This window comes from Endozoicomonas sp. YOMI1 (assembly GCF_024606345.1).
Lineage (GTDB): Bacteria > Pseudomonadota > Gammaproteobacteria > Pseudomonadales > Endozoicomonadaceae > Endozoicomonas.
In genome coordinates this window covers 1-17,986 of sequence record NZ_JAHHPM010000123.1, presented here as the reverse complement: position 1 = coordinate 17,986, position 17,986 = coordinate 1, and the positions used below count along the sequence as shown (strand labels likewise).

The 17,986-nt window shown below is 47.8% G+C and carries 15 protein-coding genes; 13 read left to right on the top strand and 2 right to left on the bottom strand.

Features of this window, described 5'->3' with window-relative positions:
• The first annotated feature begins 142 nt into the window (after positions 1–142).
• Both KDK15_RS04620 and KDK15_RS04615 read left to right on the top strand, forming a co-directional pair.
• Positions 143–850 (top strand): hypothetical protein, encoded by a 708-nt coding sequence (locus KDK15_RS04620; RefSeq protein ID WP_257294193.1) that lies wholly within the window; start codon positions 143–145, stop codon positions 848–850.
• 235 nt (positions 851–1,085) lie between these two features.
• Positions 1,086–1,445, top strand: coding sequence for a hypothetical protein (locus tag KDK15_RS04615; RefSeq protein ID WP_257294192.1), 360 nt, complete (start codon positions 1,086–1,088; stop codon positions 1,443–1,445).
• 211 nt (positions 1,446–1,656) lie between these two features.
• Here the strand turns inward: KDK15_RS04615 and KDK15_RS04610 are convergent, their stop codons facing one another.
• Positions 1,657–3,567 carry an AarF/UbiB family protein gene (locus tag KDK15_RS04610; RefSeq protein ID WP_257294191.1) on the bottom strand — a complete coding sequence of 637 codons (1,911 nt, stop codon included), beginning with the start codon at positions 3,565–3,567 and terminating at the stop codon, positions 1,657–1,659.
• Between the two features lie 376 nt (positions 3,568–3,943).
• Between KDK15_RS04610 and miaA the strand changes: the two genes are divergently transcribed.
• The 9 genes from miaA to KDK15_RS04565 all read left to right on the top strand — a co-directional run bounded on the left by miaA (position 3,944) and on the right by KDK15_RS04565 (position 12,868).
• The gene (gene miaA / locus KDK15_RS04605) at positions 3,944–4,900 is read left to right on the top strand and encodes a tRNA (adenosine(37)-N6)-dimethylallyltransferase MiaA (protein WP_257294190.1); all 957 of its coding nucleotides are present in this window, start codon (positions 3,944–3,946) and stop codon (positions 4,898–4,900) included.
• A 338-nt stretch (positions 4,901–5,238) separates the two neighbouring features.
• Positions 5,239–5,484 carry an RNA chaperone Hfq gene (gene hfq, locus KDK15_RS04600; RefSeq protein ID WP_257294189.1) on the top strand — a complete coding sequence of 82 codons (246 nt, stop codon included), beginning with the start codon at positions 5,239–5,241 and terminating at the stop codon, positions 5,482–5,484.
• Between the two features lie 156 nt (positions 5,485–5,640).
• Complete coding sequence (hflX, locus tag KDK15_RS04595) at positions 5,641–6,933, top strand: ribosome rescue GTPase HflX (RefSeq protein WP_257294188.1); 1,293 nt, start codon at positions 5,641–5,643, stop codon at positions 6,931–6,933.
• Between the two features lie 581 nt (positions 6,934–7,514).
• Entirely contained in the window at positions 7,515–8,687 is a 1,173-nt protein-coding gene (hflK, locus tag KDK15_RS04590; protein ID WP_257294187.1) for an FtsH protease activity modulator HflK, read from the top strand.
• Entirely contained in the window at positions 8,684–9,559 is an 876-nt protein-coding gene (gene hflC, locus KDK15_RS04585) for a protease modulator HflC (RefSeq protein ID WP_257294186.1), read from the top strand. The genes hflK and hflC overlap by 4 nt, the downstream gene beginning before the upstream one ends.
• A 128-nt stretch (positions 9,560–9,687) precedes the next feature.
• Positions 9,688–9,882, top strand: coding sequence for a DUF2065 domain-containing protein (locus KDK15_RS04580; protein WP_257294185.1), 195 nt, complete (start codon positions 9,688–9,690; stop codon positions 9,880–9,882).
• A gap of 104 nt (positions 9,883–9,986) precedes the next feature.
• Positions 9,987–11,186, top strand: coding sequence for an ATP phosphoribosyltransferase regulatory subunit (locus tag KDK15_RS04575; RefSeq protein WP_257294184.1), 1,200 nt, complete (start codon positions 9,987–9,989; stop codon positions 11,184–11,186).
• 27 nt (positions 11,187–11,213) lie between these two features.
• Entirely contained in the window at positions 11,214–12,506 is a 1,293-nt protein-coding gene (locus KDK15_RS04570; RefSeq protein ID WP_257294183.1) for an adenylosuccinate synthase, read from the top strand.
• 173 nt (positions 12,507–12,679) lie between these two features.
• Positions 12,680–12,868, top strand: a complete 189-nt coding sequence (locus KDK15_RS04565; RefSeq protein WP_257294182.1) for a hypothetical protein — start codon at positions 12,680–12,682, stop codon at positions 12,866–12,868.
• Between the two features lie 35 nt (positions 12,869–12,903).
• Here the strand turns inward: KDK15_RS04565 and KDK15_RS04560 are convergent, their stop codons facing one another.
• Positions 12,904–14,205 carry a hypothetical protein gene (locus KDK15_RS04560; RefSeq protein WP_257294181.1) on the bottom strand — a complete coding sequence of 434 codons (1,302 nt, stop codon included), beginning with the start codon at positions 14,203–14,205 and terminating at the stop codon, positions 12,904–12,906.
• Between the two features lie 231 nt (positions 14,206–14,436).
• Between KDK15_RS04560 and rnr the strand changes: the two genes are divergently transcribed.
• Both rnr and KDK15_RS04550 read left to right on the top strand, forming a co-directional pair.
• Entirely contained in the window at positions 14,437–17,043 is a 2,607-nt protein-coding gene (gene rnr, locus KDK15_RS04555; RefSeq protein ID WP_257294180.1) for a ribonuclease R, read from the top strand.
• 283 nt (positions 17,044–17,326) lie between these two features.
• Positions 17,327–17,902, top strand: coding sequence for a hypothetical protein (locus KDK15_RS04550; protein WP_257294179.1), 576 nt, complete (start codon positions 17,327–17,329; stop codon positions 17,900–17,902).
• The last annotated feature ends 84 nt before the right edge of the window (positions 17,903–17,986 follow it).

Sequence of the window (17,986 nt, the reverse complement as noted above, 5' to 3'; positions counted from 1 at the left end):
GCAGGCTATTCTCGGACAGCCTCCTAGACGGGCACTATTCTCGGACAGCCTCCTCGTGTCCTGGGGGCATAAAAAATTTTTAAAGCTTGAGCCTAAAGATCCCAAAAACTAAGCTCCCCCTATTTCTCCCAAGAAAATATGGGTGTCCTGTTTCTTACTATGTGAGGCAAAAAGCCAGCCTGGCAAAAGTCAGCTTCAACGCACAGATAGTGAAGAACGAATAAGAAACCAAAAGATAATAGAAGAAAACAAAATAAAAGAAGAAAAATTAAAAAAAGATCTGGTGGGCAACATTGAGAGGCTGCGCCAGGAAAATGGACTCGCATTTGATAAATGCACGATAACCAAGCGTGCTGCTAAAGCGCTTTTTGATTTTGATCCATGTTGGCATGAGTCTGATGGGTTGCCCAATTATGGGGAGTTTCAGGTTGCCAGCACCACTGATAATCTTGAAGGATTCAGTTTGGAAACGCTATTAGCTGAAGAGAAATCGCTTAAGTTTATGAATCAGAAGCTATGTGAATACATAGCTTTATTATGGGACAGTTTTCCCAGTCCATCGGATCAACGCCAGCGTCCATTGATTCGGTTTAAATACAATTATTCCGTGGAGCGGGTAAAAACTGAAGCAGATGAAATATTGGCTCAGCCTGCACAGCAATCCTGTATATCGGGTGGGTCGGTCAAGTCACAAATGTTTTCTTCCCGGTATGCGCGGGAGCAAAAAAGGCGGGAATCATTGCTCGATGAACTCCGGGCTCGCGCATTGTGCCTGACACCCTTCGACTCCGCTCAGGATGAACGGAGATCAAGTTCTAAACCGGTAAAATTAATTAAGGACTGTTCCTAACTGAATAACACCTGAATATGGGGGGTTTTGCATTGAGAGGGAGTTTCGGGTATGCATTCCCAGGGGGATCATGCGAACGAGGGGTGAACCGTTAATAAAAGTGCTATTTTTTATCCCTCCTGCCCGTAAAAGAGAAATAAATACATTTTATGGAATCTTTTCAGAAATAAACGGTCTTATAAACAAGTACGAATAATAATATCAATCCCAGCTTGACGGGATTCAGGAGGTTTATATGAACGTTGGTGGGAGTACCGAAACAGGACATTTCTTCCAGGCTGCCTGGAATATTATCAATTCTGATCAGTGCCTGAATTGCTTTACCGGTTTAAGGTTGGTAAAAGCTTGCGTGGTAAGGGTTTGCTGCCCAAGACCGTCGGAAAATTATCCAACAGACTTGAGACAGCCGCTACTGACTGGTACCGAGCAAGGCAATGTGACTGACCAATCATGCCCTAACCGTAACTCGGAAATGAGTGTAGTGGTTGTCGAGCCAGATTATCTTGCATTAGATTTGTCTGTCCGTTATGAGTCTTTGCCGCCATTGTCCACACCCGATGTAACCATCCTTAACGAACAGTTGCTAGAAAAATAAAAAGGATGTTCTCATGGTCAGTGCCTGGAAGCGTTGGGTTAGGAGGCTTTCCGAGAATATTGTTGCCAAAGTTGGCAGGGTTCTACCACTGTTTTCATCTGGGAAAAAAATCAAGGTCAATCAGACCTATCCTGCTTTCTTTTTACTATTTCCTGAAAGGACTCAGGAAGATAAACGAAGGTAGTTCCACTTTTAGCTCTGGGCATATCGTTTACCACACTTCATTGTTACGATAAGCCTGGATTTGTCGAAAAACCCGATAAAGCAACAGGCTATCTTTCAGGTGAAGCCCCAAGTCGTTAAGATAATCAATAAAGGGAACAACTGCAGCTTTAAAGACTTCGTCTTTATTGGTATTGTCATTAAGCCTGTTTTTCAATGCCGCTTTGGAGAGTACATCCGGCAGGCTATAAATAAACTCCTCTTCGGATATCATTTGCTCTGCCTTCCCCGAAAATACATAGTTGGATTGCAACATTCGGTAGATATCACGGCAAACTTCCCTTACGGTCATCCCATTGGTATATCTGTGAACACTAAACTCTGATGACTGTTGCTGGTTATCAAAAACTTCACGCCAGTTATGGATAAACTCTCTGGAGCTTTCATGGATTTCTCCTGCCAGTGGCTGGATAGGCAAATCCATGATTGTTTCCTCCCATAATTCAATATGATCTGAGACAAGTTGAAGATGATCCTCCTGAGTTCTGTCATGGTGGCGTTGATAAAACACCAGGAACAAATCCATTACCAGACAGTTGCAAAGCACATCCTGGGCTCCAATATCGAAATTATCCACAGTAATGCAGTTTCCATGATCAATGAAATATATGCAAATATGATCAGATTCCAGTTTCATCATGAAGTTGCCCTCCTGAAAGTCACCATTCAAAAACCGGGATTCGTGAGCAGCTTGCACATAGACCGACACCAGCAGATTGCGAAGACTCCTGTTAATGTCTCTCATATTATAAGTGCTTAGCCACAACATCTCTCCTTGTCTCCAGACAGGTTGCCATTTACGAAACCGTCTATACATTTTGATAAAACGGTCGAAGGAGCAACCATCAATAAACTCCATGACCAGAGCATCAGAACTGGAAATATTTTCAGCAACCCGAGGAACCTTAAATTTAACCGGTATCCGTTGAACATAGTTCGCCAACTCTGAATTGACAGGAACCGGAATAGAATATTCGTTCAATTGTGACAGTTTTTCCAACACAAGACCTTGTTTTATGGTATTGACAAGCTCTTTTGATAAATTGCCCTCATCAATCAGGGATGTCGCTGCTTTAACAAAATTTGCATAGGTTATTGGTGTTCCCAGCGTTTTGTCCAGGGCAGAAACCAGCATTCTGCGCAATACAGGAAAAAAGACAGTCTTCATTATGCAGACATCATCGCTGATATTTCTAATTAACTTTTCTGATACCGATTTAACAGCATAGGGATGTCCGTTAATGATACATTTATCGATTTGGGCAACAGTCCCGCGCCCAAGATTTTCAATATACTCTATGGGGGCTTCCAGTTTTGCTCTCTTCGGGCGATGATCAGGATTTTCAAAATCAGACTCTGGAAATATCCCCGATCCGATCTCTTCTGGCCACCATCCGCCATTATGAAGATTACGCTGCAAACGGTTCTCTACTGTCTTCGGATCAATCCAACCTCCCTGAAGTTGGCTGTTACTCAGTCTTCTGATAAAACGGGAATCAACTTTCAGAGCCTGTAATTGTGCGAATTTCCCAAAAAATACCCCTCCCAGGCTGATGATTTTAGCAGCTTTATCTTTATAAACCATCAGTGGTGACAAGGCAACGATTGTCGTGGCAGCTACCTCGACAACTCGCCTGGACATTGCACAAATACTCCCTAACCGGGAATCACTATTGCTTGAAGATACGGTTCTGTGAACTAATGGCCCCCCGGTAGCAGACGCACCCGTGGCATCGCTTGACTGAACCGTCAGGTTTTCCTCATCAATATCAACGGTATGCACTCCACGCAGTAGGGATGAATGGTGTGATGGGCGAAATTCGCCATCTTCGGAATCAGCCCTTGTGAGATTTGCAATCCCCTGAATACCAGGTCTATCTGGCGTTATATTTGGAAACATGGAAAATATTATAATGATCGATTGGTTATTTTTTTATATAGACTGGCTCTAATTGCAAAAGTTCAGAATTATCTGGTACTACTATCTTGTTCTTTCCTGAATAATGCGTATCCCGCTTTGTCAGGATGGTTGGATCGCGCTACTTTCAGCCTCAATTCAATGTTGGTGCAACGTTTTCTCTCAGGTGAGCAATTGGGGGAATCTGCCAAGCTTTAAAAGGGCCATTTTTTGTGCCTTTTTGCTGTTTTCCCACAGATCTTTCTTTGCTGGAAACTTTTCCGGAATACTGCGATCTATAAATGAACATTCTACTATCGAATGTTCAGTACAATCCGATAGAATCACACTTCCATTATTTTCAGGTACACATTCTCTTATGTCCGCCCATGAGGAAAAGCAGCTCCCCCCCGCTGTATTTTTGATGGGCCCTACCGCTTCAGGCAAAACTGACCTTGCGGTAGCGCTCAGCAAACAGCTGCCTTTTGAAATCATCAGTGTGGACTCGGCACTCATCTATAAAGGGATGGATATTGGCACTGCCAAGCCGGAACCGGAGGTTCTGGTAGAAGCGCCTCATCACTTGATCGATATTCTTGATCCAGCTGAATCTTATTCAGCCGCCGATTTTCGACGGGATGCCCTGGCGTTGATGGCTGATATCAGCGCCCGTGGGAGAATACCTCTGCTGGTTGGTGGTACGATGATGTACTTTAAGGTGCTCAGGGACGGTATGGCGACCATGCCCTCTGCCGATGCTGGGATTCGGCAACAGCTGCTGGATAGCGCACAGGCAAGGGGTTGGGCATTTTTACACCAGCAACTCTCGGAAGTTGATCCAGAAGCTGCGCTCAGAATAAATCCATCGGATACCCAGCGCTTGCAGCGGGCCCTGGAAGTTTATCAACTGACAGGTAAACCGCTTTCTCAATGGCACAGGGAGCAGGAAGAGCAAGGTTTGCCCTATGTCATTGTCAGTCTGGCGATGGCTCCAAAAGATCGTTCTGTGCTCCATGAACGCATTGCACTGCGTTTCAGAATGATGCTTGAGAATGGTTTTCTGGAGGAAGCGACCCGGCTTTATCAGCGTGGGGACCTCAATGTTTCCATGCCTTCTGTCCGGTCCGTTGGTTATCGTCAGACTTGGTCGTACCTGGCTGGGGAACTAAGCTACGATGAGATGGTCGAAAGGGGTATTATTGCGACTCGGCAACTGGCTAAAAGACAGCTAACCTGGCTTAGAAGCTGGCCGGATATTCACTGGCTTGATACTTTTTCCAACAACCTGCCGGGTGATGCCTTGAAAGTATTGGAGAGTGTCCTTAACCTTAATTAATTAAATTGTATCGATGTATTATATAGTCATTAGGTAAAGTACATAGCCTTTAAGAATACCAAGGTCAAAAATGTAACTTTCTTCTAAAAACCGATGGCTGTTCAGTCTTATTGCTAAATAAAGTAGTACCTTAGAACCTCTAATTGTTCCTGCAGGACTGGTGGGAGTAGCTAGTATTACTTATTGAGTGCGGTGTTGGGTTAGCTTAATGTGAGTCGGCATTTCATAGACTGTACATTTATTGAACAATGAGTACTGGCGCAGCCGGTCCAGCGGATAGTCCTCCCCAAAGTGAAACAAGGCTATTCAAAAACCCGAGAATTAAAAGGAGTACAGAAATGTCAAAAGGGCATTCTCTACAAGACCCTTACCTGAATGTTCTGCGTAAAGAACGCGTGCCGGTTTCTATCTACCTGGTTAATGGTATTAAGCTTCAGGGGCAGATTGAGTCTTTCGATCAGTTCGTTATTCTTCTCAAGAATACAGTGAGCCAGATGGTTTACAAGCACGCTGTATCAACTGTCGTCCCCAGCCGTCCGGTTCGTTTGCCGATGCAGGGTACTGATCAGTCTGAGAATGAGTAAATATGTTGATGCATCTTGAGGGCGCCTTAGGCGCCTTTAGGTTTCTTTATTATTTATTTTAAAAATGAGCCATGTGGCGCAGTCTTATTTTCACGTTTCGGTAAGCTGGTTCCAAGCTGTATATGCGTGTGGTTCGTGTCTGTTTAGGAGATCTATTTGTTTTTTGACCGCCATGAGGGTGGTGAATCCGCAGTTCTTGTTCATCTGGAATTGAACGATGATCGTGAGCGGGAAGACCCCCAGGAATTCATGGAGCTGGTAAGCTCCGCTGGCGTTGAGTCTGCCGCATTTATTACTGCAGGTTGCAAACATCCCAATCCCCGTTTCTTTGTGGGTCCCGGCAAAGTTGAAGAAATCCGTCAGCTGGTTGTACTGCACGATGTCGATGTTGTGCTGTTTAATCATGCCCTCTCTCCAAGTCAGGAACGTAATCTTGAAAAAGAGCTGAAGTGCCGGGTTATTGATCGCACCGGACTGATTCTGGATATATTTGCCCAACGTGCCAGAACCTTCGAAGGTAAGCTTCAGGTTGAGCTTGCTCAGTTACAACACATGAGTACACGACTGGTTCGTGGCTGGACTCACCTTGAGCGACAGAAGGGTGGTATTGGCCTTAGAGGACCGGGTGAAACCCAGCTGGAAACTGACCGTCGTCTTCTAAGGGCCCGCATCAAAAGCATTAGCCGTCGTTTGGAAAAGGTACGCAGACAGCGGGAGCAGGGGCGACGTTCCAGGCAGCGGGCAGAGGTTCCCCAGGTATCACTGGTTGGATATACGAACGCTGGTAAGTCGACACTTTTTAACCGTGTGACTGAATCGGTGGTTTACGCCGCTGACCAATTGTTTGCCACCCTTGACCCAACACTGCGCCGAATTGATTTACCGGATATTGGACCTGTTGTTCTTGCGGATACGGTGGGTTTCATACGTCACTTGCCTCATAAGCTGGTTGAGGCATTTCGGGCAACGCTTGAAGAAACCCGTCAGGCTGATCTTCTACTGCATGTTATTGACAGTCATGATCCAGAGCGTCTGGAAAACATGGACCAGGTCCATTCGGTATTAAAAGAGATCAATGCTTATGAAGTGCCACAGTTGGAGGTCTATAACAAAATTGACCTGTTACAGGGGGTAGAGCCGAAAATTCAGCGCGATGATGAAGGATATCCTGTACGGGTCTGGGTTTCAGCAGTTACCGGTGATGGTGCTGATCTGCTGCAGGAAGCCATCAAAGAGTTGCTTGGCGATGATATGCTGCAGGGACAGTTAACCCTGAAACCTGCCCAGGGACGTATTCGTGCCCGACTCTATAAGCTCGGCGCTATTCAATCAGAAGCCTACTCCGATAGTGGCGATGTGGTTCTGGATATTCGTCTGCCAAAGTCTGACTTTGAGCGTCTTTCCAAGCAGGAAGGCCTGAGTGAGAGTTGCTTTAATTCCATGCTTTAACCGCCCTGCGTTTTGCACGTATTGATCCAGATCAATACGTGCAGTGTCCTTTCTCTTGAATATTACCTTGCTGTTTACCCGTAAAAAATTTGAATCACTTATTGCTGGTGTAGCGGCAAAATATAAATAGCTTTCCTGGCTGGACAGAATATTTCATCACGAATGATGGAGAAAATTTGGGTGAAACAGCTATAATCTGGTGTTTGTAAAGAAAATCCGTTGCGGTCTTTACCAATTCGGCTTGCGCTATTCGCTATCCAAACTCTACAATCTGGCTCAGGAACTATCTTTACCGGGCACATATTGAGTGCCTGTAAAGGCTGGTCAGGATTCCAGGCGGTACGGATACATTGCATTTTTTACGCTCCTGTGTTGCAGTGAAAGGGCGAAGTGGAAGTTGATGGCTGCTCTGGAAATTTATCCTGCGACGTCATGTCATACTTGGGACTCTCAAGGTCTGAAGGTAACTATGGTATGCACATCCTCTGATGGACTGGCAATGGATTTATTCGCCTGTTGTCCCCAGTAACAGGGATGCTCAAACCAAAATTCAATTTGATGCTGACTCTACGGAGACATATATGGCCTGGAACGAGCCGGGTGGAAATAACCAGGATCCATGGGGCGGTGGTAACAAAGGCGATAAGCAAGGACCACCGGACCTGGACGATGCTTTTCGCAAATTTCAGGAAAAACTGAATTCCATGTTTGGGGGAGGCCGTAAAGGCGGCGGAGGCTCCGGTGGCGGTGCTCAGGCAGGCTCCTCTTCCGGCATTTTTATTGGCATCCTGATACTTGCTGTTGCTGCTTACATCTGGAATGCGGTCTATACCGTTGATGAAAAAGAGCAGGCCGTCATCCTTCGGTTTGGTGAGTATGCAGAAACGGTGGGCCCTGGCCTGCATATGTACTTCCCTCCCATTGAAACCAAATTTCAGGAACGGGTTACTGAACTTCGGACCTACAACCTTCTGCAGCAAATGTTGACCGAAGACGAGAACATCGTCGAGGTGGCCATGTCGGTTCAGTACAACATTGATGACATCAAGCACTATGTTCTCAACGTTGCCAAGCCTCTGGTAAGTCTGGAAGAAGCGACACAAAGTGCACTGCGTCATGTTGTCGGTGGCTCCGAGATGTACCAGGTGTTGACCGAAGGCCGTGAGGTGATGGGTATTGAAGTACGTGACCGCCTTCAAACTTATCTGGATAGCTACGGTACCGGCCTTAATGTTGCCAAGGTAAACATTGAGAGCGCCCATCCTCCTAAAGAGGTGCAGGCAGCGTTTGATGACGTTATCCGCGCTCGAGAGGATGAAGAAAGGGCCAAGAACAAGGCCCAGGTGTATGCCAACAAGATTATTCCGGAAGCCCGTGGTCAGGCTCAGCGTATTATCGAGAATGCCAACGGTTACCGTGATGAAGTGGTAGCTAAGGCAGAGGGTGAAGCGGATCGTTTCGTGAAACTGTTGGGTGAGTACAAACAGGCACCTGATGTAACCCGTGAGCGTCTGTATATTGAGGCGATTGAAGACGTGTTCAGTAAATCCAGCAAGGTGCTGGTAGATGTTGAAGGTGGCAATAATATGATGTACCTGCCACTGGATAAACTGACACAGTCCCATGGCAGCAGCAAGGTGCCATCCAGACAGTTATCTGCCCAGGAATTAAACGAGATTACCACCCGGGTGACAGAAGAATTGAATAAGCGCGTCAATAGCTCGCGAGTCAGTGGGGGGAGGGTAAGTCGATGAGTCAGAAAGCCTTCACTGGACTGATTATTTCTCTGGTTGTTGTGATACTGGCGTGGGGGAGTTTATTCGTTATCTCTGAGCGTGAGCGTGCGGTTCAACTTCGTTTTGGTCAGGTAGTGCGTGACAGCATTCCTCCGGGCCTGCATGTGAAAATCCCGCTGGTTGACAAGGTTAAGGTATTCGATGGTCGTCTGCAGACCCTTGATGTGCCATCCGAGCGCTTCCTGACCCTTGAGCAAAAGGCCGTTATTGTGGATTCCTACATCAAGTGGCGTATTCACAACGTCTACGACTTCTACCGTGCAACGGCAGGTGATGTATTCCGTGCCAGTAACCTGCTTGCCCAGCGTGCAGAGTCCAGTATGCGGAACCAGTTTGGTAGCCTGACTCTGAACGAAGTGGTTTCCGGCCAGCGTGATGAGATGATGGAAGAACTGACCACAACACTGAATGAAGTTGCCCAGCAGGAGCTTGGTGTCAGCGTTATGGATGTCCGTATCAAGCGGATTGACCTGCCTCCTCAGGTCAGTGACTCGGTGTTCGAGCGGATGTCATCCGAGCGTGAGAAAGAGGCTCAGGACTATCGTTCCCGTGGTCAGGAGATGGCAGAAGGTATCATGGCAAATGCCGACCGTGAAAAGCAGGTGGTTCTGGCCGATGCCTACCGTCAGTCTGAAATGATCCGCGGTGACGGGGATGCCAGGTCAGCTGAGATTTATGCCAAAGCTTATCAGCAGGATCCGGAGTTCTATGCGTTCTATCGTAGTCTTCAGGCTTACAAAGAGAGCTTTGGAGAGTCTGGTGATGTCATGCTGATTGAGCCAAAAGGTGATTTCTTCCGCTACTTTAATCACGATAAGCAAGGCAAATAATGAACTCTTGCTGCCATGTTAAAAAACCGTGGTAGTATTATCAAAACCGGGCCTCGCCCGGTTTTTTCGTGTGTGGGTCCATTGAACGTGTGGCTGGTGGAATTGGTATAAACAGCGGAGAATGGACAATGGACTTTGCGCAGCAATTGTTGATTGCTCTTAGCCTGATGCTGGTGCTTGAGGGTGTTGTGCCATTTCTTTACCCACAGCGCTGGCGACAATTAGTGAGCCGATTGGCTGACATTGATGATCGGCAACTCAGAATTGCCGGTCTGATCAGCATGCTGGTGGGTGTGGCTTTACTGTATCTGATCAATGGTTAGCCACTTTGCTCTGGACACTTTCCAACAACCAGGTGTGGCGTGGTAGGCAATGGTAGGAAAGTAGCGAAGAAAAAACTTCCACAGTAACAATAAGAGAGGCTGTTATGACCGTCGCTGATCGCTGGCTGCTGCCTGATGGAATTGAGGAAATTCTTCCCGGCAGGGCCCGTTGTGCTGAAAAGTTAAGGCGCGACATACTCGACCTGTTTGACCACTGGGGCTACCAACTGGTGATTCCTCCCCATCTGGAATTTATTGAGTCATTGACGGCAGGTGTCGGCCATGACCTTGATCTGCAAACCTTTAAGATAACCGATCAACTGACCGGCAGAACCATGGGATTAAGGGCAGACACAACACCTGCGGTGGCCAGAATTGATGCGCATACCCTGAAAGTGGATGGGCCAGTAAGACTTTGTTATTCGGGCAGTGTCTTTCATGCCCGTCCCGCTTCCCTTGGGGCTTCAAGGTCACCTATCCAGATAGGTGCAGAGCTGTACGGTCACTCTGGTGTTGACAGTGATCTGGAAGTGATTTCCCTGATGCTGGAAACCCTGGCTCAGGTGGATGCCGATTCGGTCAGTCTGGATCTTGGGCATGTGCAGATATATCGGTTGCTGGCATCTCAGGCCGGACTATCGGGTGATCAGGAGCTGGAGCTCTTTGATGCCCTGCAGCGCAAAGCGATCTCTAAAGTTGAACAGCTGGTCAATCAGTGGGATATCAGTGCAGCGTCCGCCAGGATGCTGAAAAGCCTGCCCAACCTGGCAGGTGGTCCGGAAATACTCGAACGGGCCAGGGGTGAGCTTGCTGATGGTCCTGAGGGCGTCGCCACCGCTCTGGATGAACTTGGGTTGATTGCCAGAGAGATTAACAGCCTCTATCCGGGTACTGGCTTCTATTTCGACCTGGGAGAGCTAAGGGGCTACAACTATCATACAGGTGTCGTTTTTGCGGCCTATCTGCCCGGTCAGGGGCAGGCAATTGCCAAAGGCGGACGCTATGATGGGATCGGTGAAGCCTTTGGCCGATCACGCCCTGCGACCGGTTTCAGCACTGACCTCAAGACGCTTATGGAGCTAAAGGCTTTGTTGGAACTGAAAACAGAAAGTACAGATGACTGTACCGAAGGCAAGACCATTTTTGCGCCTGTTGATGCGGATGCTACCCTAGTGCAGTCCCTGCGTCGTAAGGGAGAGCGGGTAGTTCGCCAGCTTTCCGGGCAAGCGACAGAAGCAGCAGGCATGGGTTGCAACCATCAGCTGATCTGCCGTGACGGCGAATGGTTGGTTGAACCGTTATAATTGCATTGAAACTAAGAGACCGATTCCATGGGTAAGACTGTTGTCGTACTTGGCACCCAGTGGGGTGATGAAGGTAAAGGCAAGATTGTCGACTTGCTGACCGAGCAGGCGGAAGCTGTTGTTCGCTTCCAGGGCGGCCATAATGCCGGGCACACCCTTGTTATTAATGGTGAGAAAACCGTTCTGCACCTGATTCCATCCGGAATCCTGCGGGAAGATGTGGTTTGTTACATCGGTAACGGCGTTGTGCTGTCTCCTGATGCGTTGCTGAAAGAGATGAAGCAGCTGGAAGAAACCGGCGTTCCTGTTCGTGAGCGCCTGAAGCTCAGCCCGGCCTGTCCTCTGATTCTGCCTTACCATGTGGCACTGGATCAGGCCCGTGAGCTGGCCCGAGGGGAAGCCAAAATCGGTACGACGGGGCGTGGTATCGGTCCTGCCTATGAAGACAAGGTAGCTCGCAGAGGTTTACGTGTTGCAGATCTGCTGCACCCTGAGCGTTTTGCCAGAAAGCTGAAAGAAGTGATGGATTACCACAACTTTGCCCTGCAGAACTACTACAAGACGGAAGCCGTAGATTACCAGACCGTTCTGGATGACACGCTGGCCATGGCCAGGGAACTGATTCCGATGATTGATCGTGTATCTGACCGTCTGCATGAGCATCATGAGCGTGGCGACCATATGCTGTTTGAAGGTGCCCAGGGTTCTCTGCTGGATATCGACCACGGTACTTACCCGTTTGTAACTTCATCCAACACCACCGCAGGTGGCACCTCTACGGGTACTGGTTTTGGTCCGCTTTACCTGGATTACGTACTGGGTATTACCAAGGCTTACACCACCCGTGTTGGTTCAGGACCCTTCCCAACAGAGTTGGATGATGAAAATGGTCGCCATCTGGCCAAAGTCGGTAATGAGTTTGGCGCTACTACCGGTCGTCCGCGCCGTTGTGGCTGGTTTGATGCCGTAGCCCTGAGACAGGCTATTCAGATTAACTCGGTCAGTGGCCTATGCCTGACCAAACTGGATGTGCTTGACGGTCTTGACACAATCCACATCTGCGTGGAATACAAGAATGCTGATGGTGAGTCCATTACCACGCCTGTTGATGTTGAAGAGTACGAGTCCGTTCAGCCTGTTTATGAAGAGATGCCTGGCTGGAGCGAGTCGACGTTTGGTGTGAAGAGCCTTGATGAGCTGCCTGCCAATGCGCTGGCTTATATCAAGCGTCTTGAAGAAGTAACCGGTACACCGATTGATATTATATCTACTGGACCTGACCGTGTAGAAACTATTGTTCTGCGTCAGCCGTTTGCCTGATCATCATGATTGATTCCTGTGAAAAAACGCCGGTTTATCATTGGATAAATCGGCTGTCAGGTAATATTGGGAGTAGTTATGGTTTTGTCTTGAATTTCTTCACTTGTGGAAGCCCGCTCCAATAGTGTTTCAGTGAACTGTGCATAACATTGATTATTTACGAGGTTAAAAGAATGTACACTCCAACAATAGGCATTGAGATTGATAAGTCCCTGTTATATTTGGGTCCTATAGATAAGAAAACACCAGCTGAACTACAAGAACGGGATCCTGAGGATTTTGGTGATATGCAGCTCATTGTACTGTCATCTTATAAAGCAGGTATGGATTCAAAGGGGTACTGTGGATATTTCAGCCATTGATGAGCTAATCAATCTTTAAGATTACCTGCAATAACTTAGTCATAACTCGGCGGTGGGTTTGGATAAAGAAGGTGATAATCGGGCGGGGTTTCATAAGACATGTTCATAAATATGTCCAGGATTTCATCGTTTAGCTGGTCGCAGTTAAGGTGTTGAAAATCAGTAGGGGATGGGGCATGCCTGCATTGGTGCTCAATAGCAAACAGTGTGAGAAATTGCTGTTTGAACAACTTGTTTTCGCTTGCCAAAAGTTGGTTGCGAAAGGCATCAGAGTTGGTAATTTTGTCCTTCAGGGCAGTGAGTAAAATATCAAAACGATCGTTCAATTTGCGGAAATACCCCTTGGAGTATTTATCCATAAAAATAACCAGCAGGTTTTCAGCGGCTCCTGTGCCGCTGGGTAAGCCGGGGTCCAGATCCAGAGTCTGGTCTGTAAGCAGATGCTCAGTCAGGCCGAAGTTATCAAACATCAAGGTCTGGCCAATAAAATTTACGTTGATGAAAGTACTTCTTGGATGTCGATAAAAACTCTGATTATCTACTTTGCTGGATAAAGCGAACGCACCAGTATCGTAAAATGATATCTCCGTGTTCACATTGACTTGATCGTGGCTGACAAGCATTTTACAGATTTCTTCCCTGTTTTTGTGACCAGAGTTACTGTTAATTAATTCCTTCGCAGTAAAATAAAGGTAATGACCCCAGCTATCCCCAAGCCTGATGGTAGCGTCAGGGCAAATATGAATATTATTTAGCAATATTCTGACTGTTTCTGGTGTCAGTTTGTCTGTAACATGATGCTGGCGACGGCGTCCCCGTTCATCAAAAAACATTCTTTTTGGCGGGATACAAAAATTTCTACCTATCAACGCCTCATTCGGGCAAGCCCCGTGTTCAAGCAATATCACCAATGCGTCTGTCTTGCCGTTTGCCACCGCTTTGGCCGCAGCATCATCCAGCTTATCCTCAACCCGATAACTGGTTACCCAGCCGTGGGCTGAAGGATGCTCGCTCACCATGCGTCTGATCAGTAGCACATCATTTGTTGCCGCAGCCCGTAAAAATGTCGCTCTGGCGCCCATAAATCTCAGAAACACCCTGTTGATAGATTTATGGCACCGAAGGGCGAACCTCTGACCAAGGGTTTGCTGGGTTGCCAGATACGTCGGGGCCTCAGTGGCATTTGCCGCATGAGTGTCTGTCTGGATGGGGGAGGGTGCGGGTCCGCTGCTGTGTATCATGTTTCTGACTTCGTTGAATTTGTGATGCTTATGGATTGGCGTTTGCAAACCCCGGAGTTCCATCGTTTTATCATTTTCGACCTGCCTGCCAGTCAATAAGTTCCCGGTCTTATGCAGTTTTTCTTTTATTAATCTCTCTTTTCATCTTCTTCCTTTGCATTAATAGTCTGATACATGTACTAATACAGGATGGATTCAATGTTGACTTCTCCCCCCCCTCCATGGCTTTTGAAGAAAGATATCATGATAGTAGATTTTCATTTTCACCAGGCAGCCCCGAGCTGCCATATGCCATGCCATATTCCATAAAAGAGGTGCAATAACCCCATGTCAAAAGGGTGGAAAAGCCAGGATAGTCAGGCATCTCTCGAAGCAGAGCGCTATGAAAACCCGATCCCCAGTCGTCTGTACATCATGGAATACCTTGAGCAGCGAGGGGCACCGGTCAGCCATCGGGCGTTATGTCGTGAACTGGGTATAAACGACGAAGAACAGCAAGAAGCGCTGATGTTTCGCCTCAAGGCGATGATCCGTGATGGTCAGCTGCTGCAAAATCGCAAGAATGCCTTTGCCCTGATCAGTAAGCTGAATCTTATTAAAGGTGTTGTTCAGGGCAATAAAGAAGGATTTGGCTTTTTAATGCCTGATGGTGGTGGTGAGGATCTCTACCTTTCCCCCCGAGAGATGCGGCAGCTGTTTGATGGTGACCGTGCGGTTGTGCGTGAATCAGGCGTCGATCATCGTGGCCGCAGGGAAGGCCAGCTGGTTGAAGTGATTGAGAGAAATACGACGCAGGTTGTTGGTCGTTACTATACCGAGTCTGGTGCGGCCTTTATGGTGCCTGAAAACCCCCGTATTAGCCGGGAGATTATTGTCCAGCCGGGCCCGCTGATGCCCACGGAAGGTCAATATATTCTGCTGGAAATTACCCGGCAACCAGGGCGCCGCAACATGCCTATGGGCATTGTTAAGGAAATTCTCGGGGGCAGAGCCGATGCCGGAATGGAGGTTGAGGTTGCTGTCCGCACCCATAATATTCCCCATGACTGGCCGGAAGCGTTAGAAAAACAGTGCAAGGGTTTTACTACCGAGGTTGCAGAATCCGACAAAGATTTCAGGGTCGATTTACGGGCAACGCCTTTTGTCACTATTGACGGTGAAGATGCCCGTGATTTTGATGATGCGGTGTATTGTGAGTCGAAAAAAGGCGGCGGCTGGCGACTTTTTGTTGCGATTGCCGATGTTTCCCACTATGTGAAACCGGGCTCGGCCCTGGATAAGGAAGCGGCTAACCGGGGTACCTCGGTTTACTTTCCGGGGCATGTGATTCCCATGTTGCCTGAGGTTCTGTCTAATGGTTTGTGTTCCCTGAACCCCGAAGTAGATCGACTGGCAATGGTCTGTGAAATGACCATCAGTGGCAAAGGCAAGATTTCCGGCTACAAATTCTATGAGGGTGTTATCCGCTCCCATGCCCGGCTGACGTATACCAAAGTCTGGGATATGTTGTCCCTCAGTGATGAAGGCCGGGAGCTACGGAAACAGTACAAGCCGTTAGTGCCACACCTTGAGCACCTGTACTCGCTATACAAGACATTGGTGTCTGTGCGGGCAGAGCGGGGCACGATTGATTTTGATACGGTGGAGACCCGGATTATTTTTGGTCGCCACCGCAAGATTGAGCAGATTGTGCCAAGGGAGCGTAATGACGCCCATAAGTTGATTGAAGAGTGTATGCTGTGTGCCAATGTGTGCGCGGCAAAGTTTCTGGAAAAGCATAATCTCCCGGGACTTTACCGTGTGCACGAAGGGCCGACGCTGGAGAAGAAGCTCAACCTGAACAGCTTTCTTGGCAGTCTGGGGCTGGTACTTCCTTCAGGAAAAATCACCCCCCGTGATATTCAGGCATTGTTGCTTAAGGTAAAAGATCGTCCTGATTACCACGTGATTCAGACCGTGGTACTGCGCTCAATGAGTCAGGCGGTCTACAGTGGTGATAATCAGGGGCATTTTGGTCTGGCCTTCAAGGCTTATACTCACTTTACCTCACCCATCCGGCGTTACCCTGATTTACTGGTGCACAGGGCGATTCGTCGTATTATTCGCTCAGAGATTCCCTCCCGGCATGTGGTTCGTGTGGGAGCCAGCCCCATACCTGAAAAGCGCATCTACCCTTATAACGTCGGTGCTATTCAATCACTGGGAGAGCACTGTTCCACCACAGAGCGGCGGGCTGATCTGGCAACCCGCGATGCCATGGACTGGTTGAAGTGCGACTATATGCAGCAGCATATTGGTCAGACCTTCAGCGGTATTGTCTCTTCAGTCACCGGATTCGGGTTGTTTGTTGAGCTGAAAGATGTATATGTAGAGGGATTGGTACACGTCACCAGTCTGCCGGATGACTATTACATTTACGACAATGTACATCATTGTATGCGAGGGGAGCGGACAGGTCGTCGGTTTGGCCTGGGCGATGAGTTGGAGGTGATGGTCAGTAAGGTGGATCTGGATGACAAGAAGATCGACTTTGAACTGCTGTCAACCCTCAGCAAACCGGGAAGAAGAACATCATCCGGTAAGTCTGGTTCCGCTAAAAAATCCCGTTCATCCGGAAGTGCCGCGCTTGGCAGTCGATTTAAATCGGCAGCGGCCAAGGAAAAACTGCTCAGAGAAGCCAGGGCTGCTGAAGAGGCGGCTAAAAAAGGAAAAGGCATATCCTCTAAAGGCGCTTCCGAAGACGGTAAGCCATCCGGTCGTAAGCCGAAAGGCAGGAAATCGGCCAAAACAACGGCTAAAAAGGGCAAGCCAAACGCTTCCGGCAAAAAGAAGGTTGCCAGTAAGAAGAAAACCAGCAGCGCCCGGAAGTCTGATTCAGCCAAAGCGTCAAAGCCAGCGGGCAGACAGCCCCGTAAACGGAAGATCAGTCAATAAGCTTCGCACCATAAGGATTATCGGTCATTGCTTCTTGACTCCATGGGTTACTTCGGGAGCCTGTCCACTTTATCGATATGTCTATTGAAATCAGGCCGCTTCACAGCGGCTTTTTGTTCCGGGGTGATGAGAGTTTTTTATTCAACTATCACCTTCCGGGAGAGGAAAAACACCATAGTGGCAGGATTAGTATAAAAATTAATTATTCATAGGGAACTAAAACGAAATATAAATATCCAAGCATAAGTACTTAACAAACATAAATTGAATGGAGGGTTTTGATATGGACAGTATTACTAATGCTGTTAATCCCACAATAGACTCTGGCTTAATAAAACGTAGAAATACCAATCCAAAAAGCGGACATCCTAGTAGTTCATGCATGCGGGAATGCGTGGAAAGTTCTAAACAAAAAAACTACCTTTCCTGTGAAAAACAATTAACTGATCATGAGATTAAAAGCATCCCATTGCAGGATCGTATGGTAACTTTTTCGAAAGAAACTCTTAAATTTCTTTGCCAGGCTACTTTGATGTTTGCTCACCCGGTTGCTCCCTCGGCTGCTGTCGGGTTTGCTGCCGGGGCTACCGTGGCTGCTGCTGTCGGGGTTGCTGGTGTAGGGCTTACTTTTGGGCCTTTAATGACCGCCGGTGCTGGAACTGCTTTAGGGTTCTACTGGGCTTCTGTTGCGGGGGAAAGGGCTACCAGCAGTGTTGATACCGGTCTCGCTAAAGGTGTTTCTGCAGGTGTTGCTACCAGTATTTGTATGGGGACTGCCGGGGCTGTCGGTCTTGCTACCGTGTCTGCTATCGGGTCTACTGTCGAGGCTGTTGGTAATTATTTCGAAAAAAACGATTAAAATGTTTGGCTGGGGGAGCTTTTTATTCAACTAAGTAGTTGGCCAAATGGAATCGTATATTTCTGGCTAAGTGGGCAGTTACTA

Excerpts from the sequence above, each read along its gene's own strand:
- hflC (WP_257294186.1), top strand. The coding sequence starts at position 8,684 with ATGAGTCAGAAAGCCTTCACTGGACTGATTATTTCTCTGGTTGTTGTG.
- miaA (WP_257294190.1), top strand. The coding sequence starts at position 3,944 with ATGTCCGCCCATGAGGAAAAGCAGCTCCCCCCCGCTGTATTTTTGATG.
- KDK15_RS04565 (WP_257294182.1), top strand. The coding sequence starts at position 12,680 with ATGTACACTCCAACAATAGGCATTGAGATTGATAAGTCCCTGTTATAT.
- KDK15_RS04575 (WP_257294184.1), top strand. The coding sequence starts at position 9,987 with ATGACCGTCGCTGATCGCTGGCTGCTGCCTGATGGAATTGAGGAAATT.
- hfq (WP_257294189.1), top strand. The coding sequence starts at position 5,239 with ATGTCAAAAGGGCATTCTCTACAAGACCCTTACCTGAATGTTCTGCGT.
- rnr (WP_257294180.1), top strand. The coding sequence starts at position 14,437 with ATGTCAAAAGGGTGGAAAAGCCAGGATAGTCAGGCATCTCTCGAAGCA.
- KDK15_RS04580 (WP_257294185.1), top strand. The coding sequence starts at position 9,688 with ATGGACTTTGCGCAGCAATTGTTGATTGCTCTTAGCCTGATGCTGGTG.
- KDK15_RS04610 (WP_257294191.1), bottom strand. The coding sequence starts at position 3,567 with ATGTTTCCAAATATAACGCCAGATAGACCTGGTATTCAGGGGATTGCA.
- hflK (WP_257294187.1), top strand. The coding sequence starts at position 7,515 with ATGGCCTGGAACGAGCCGGGTGGAAATAACCAGGATCCATGGGGCGGT.
- KDK15_RS04550 (WP_257294179.1), top strand. The coding sequence starts at position 17,327 with ATGGACAGTATTACTAATGCTGTTAATCCCACAATAGACTCTGGCTTA.
- KDK15_RS04615 (WP_257294192.1), top strand. The coding sequence starts at position 1,086 with ATGAACGTTGGTGGGAGTACCGAAACAGGACATTTCTTCCAGGCTGCC.
- KDK15_RS04570 (WP_257294183.1), top strand. The coding sequence starts at position 11,214 with ATGGGTAAGACTGTTGTCGTACTTGGCACCCAGTGGGGTGATGAAGGT.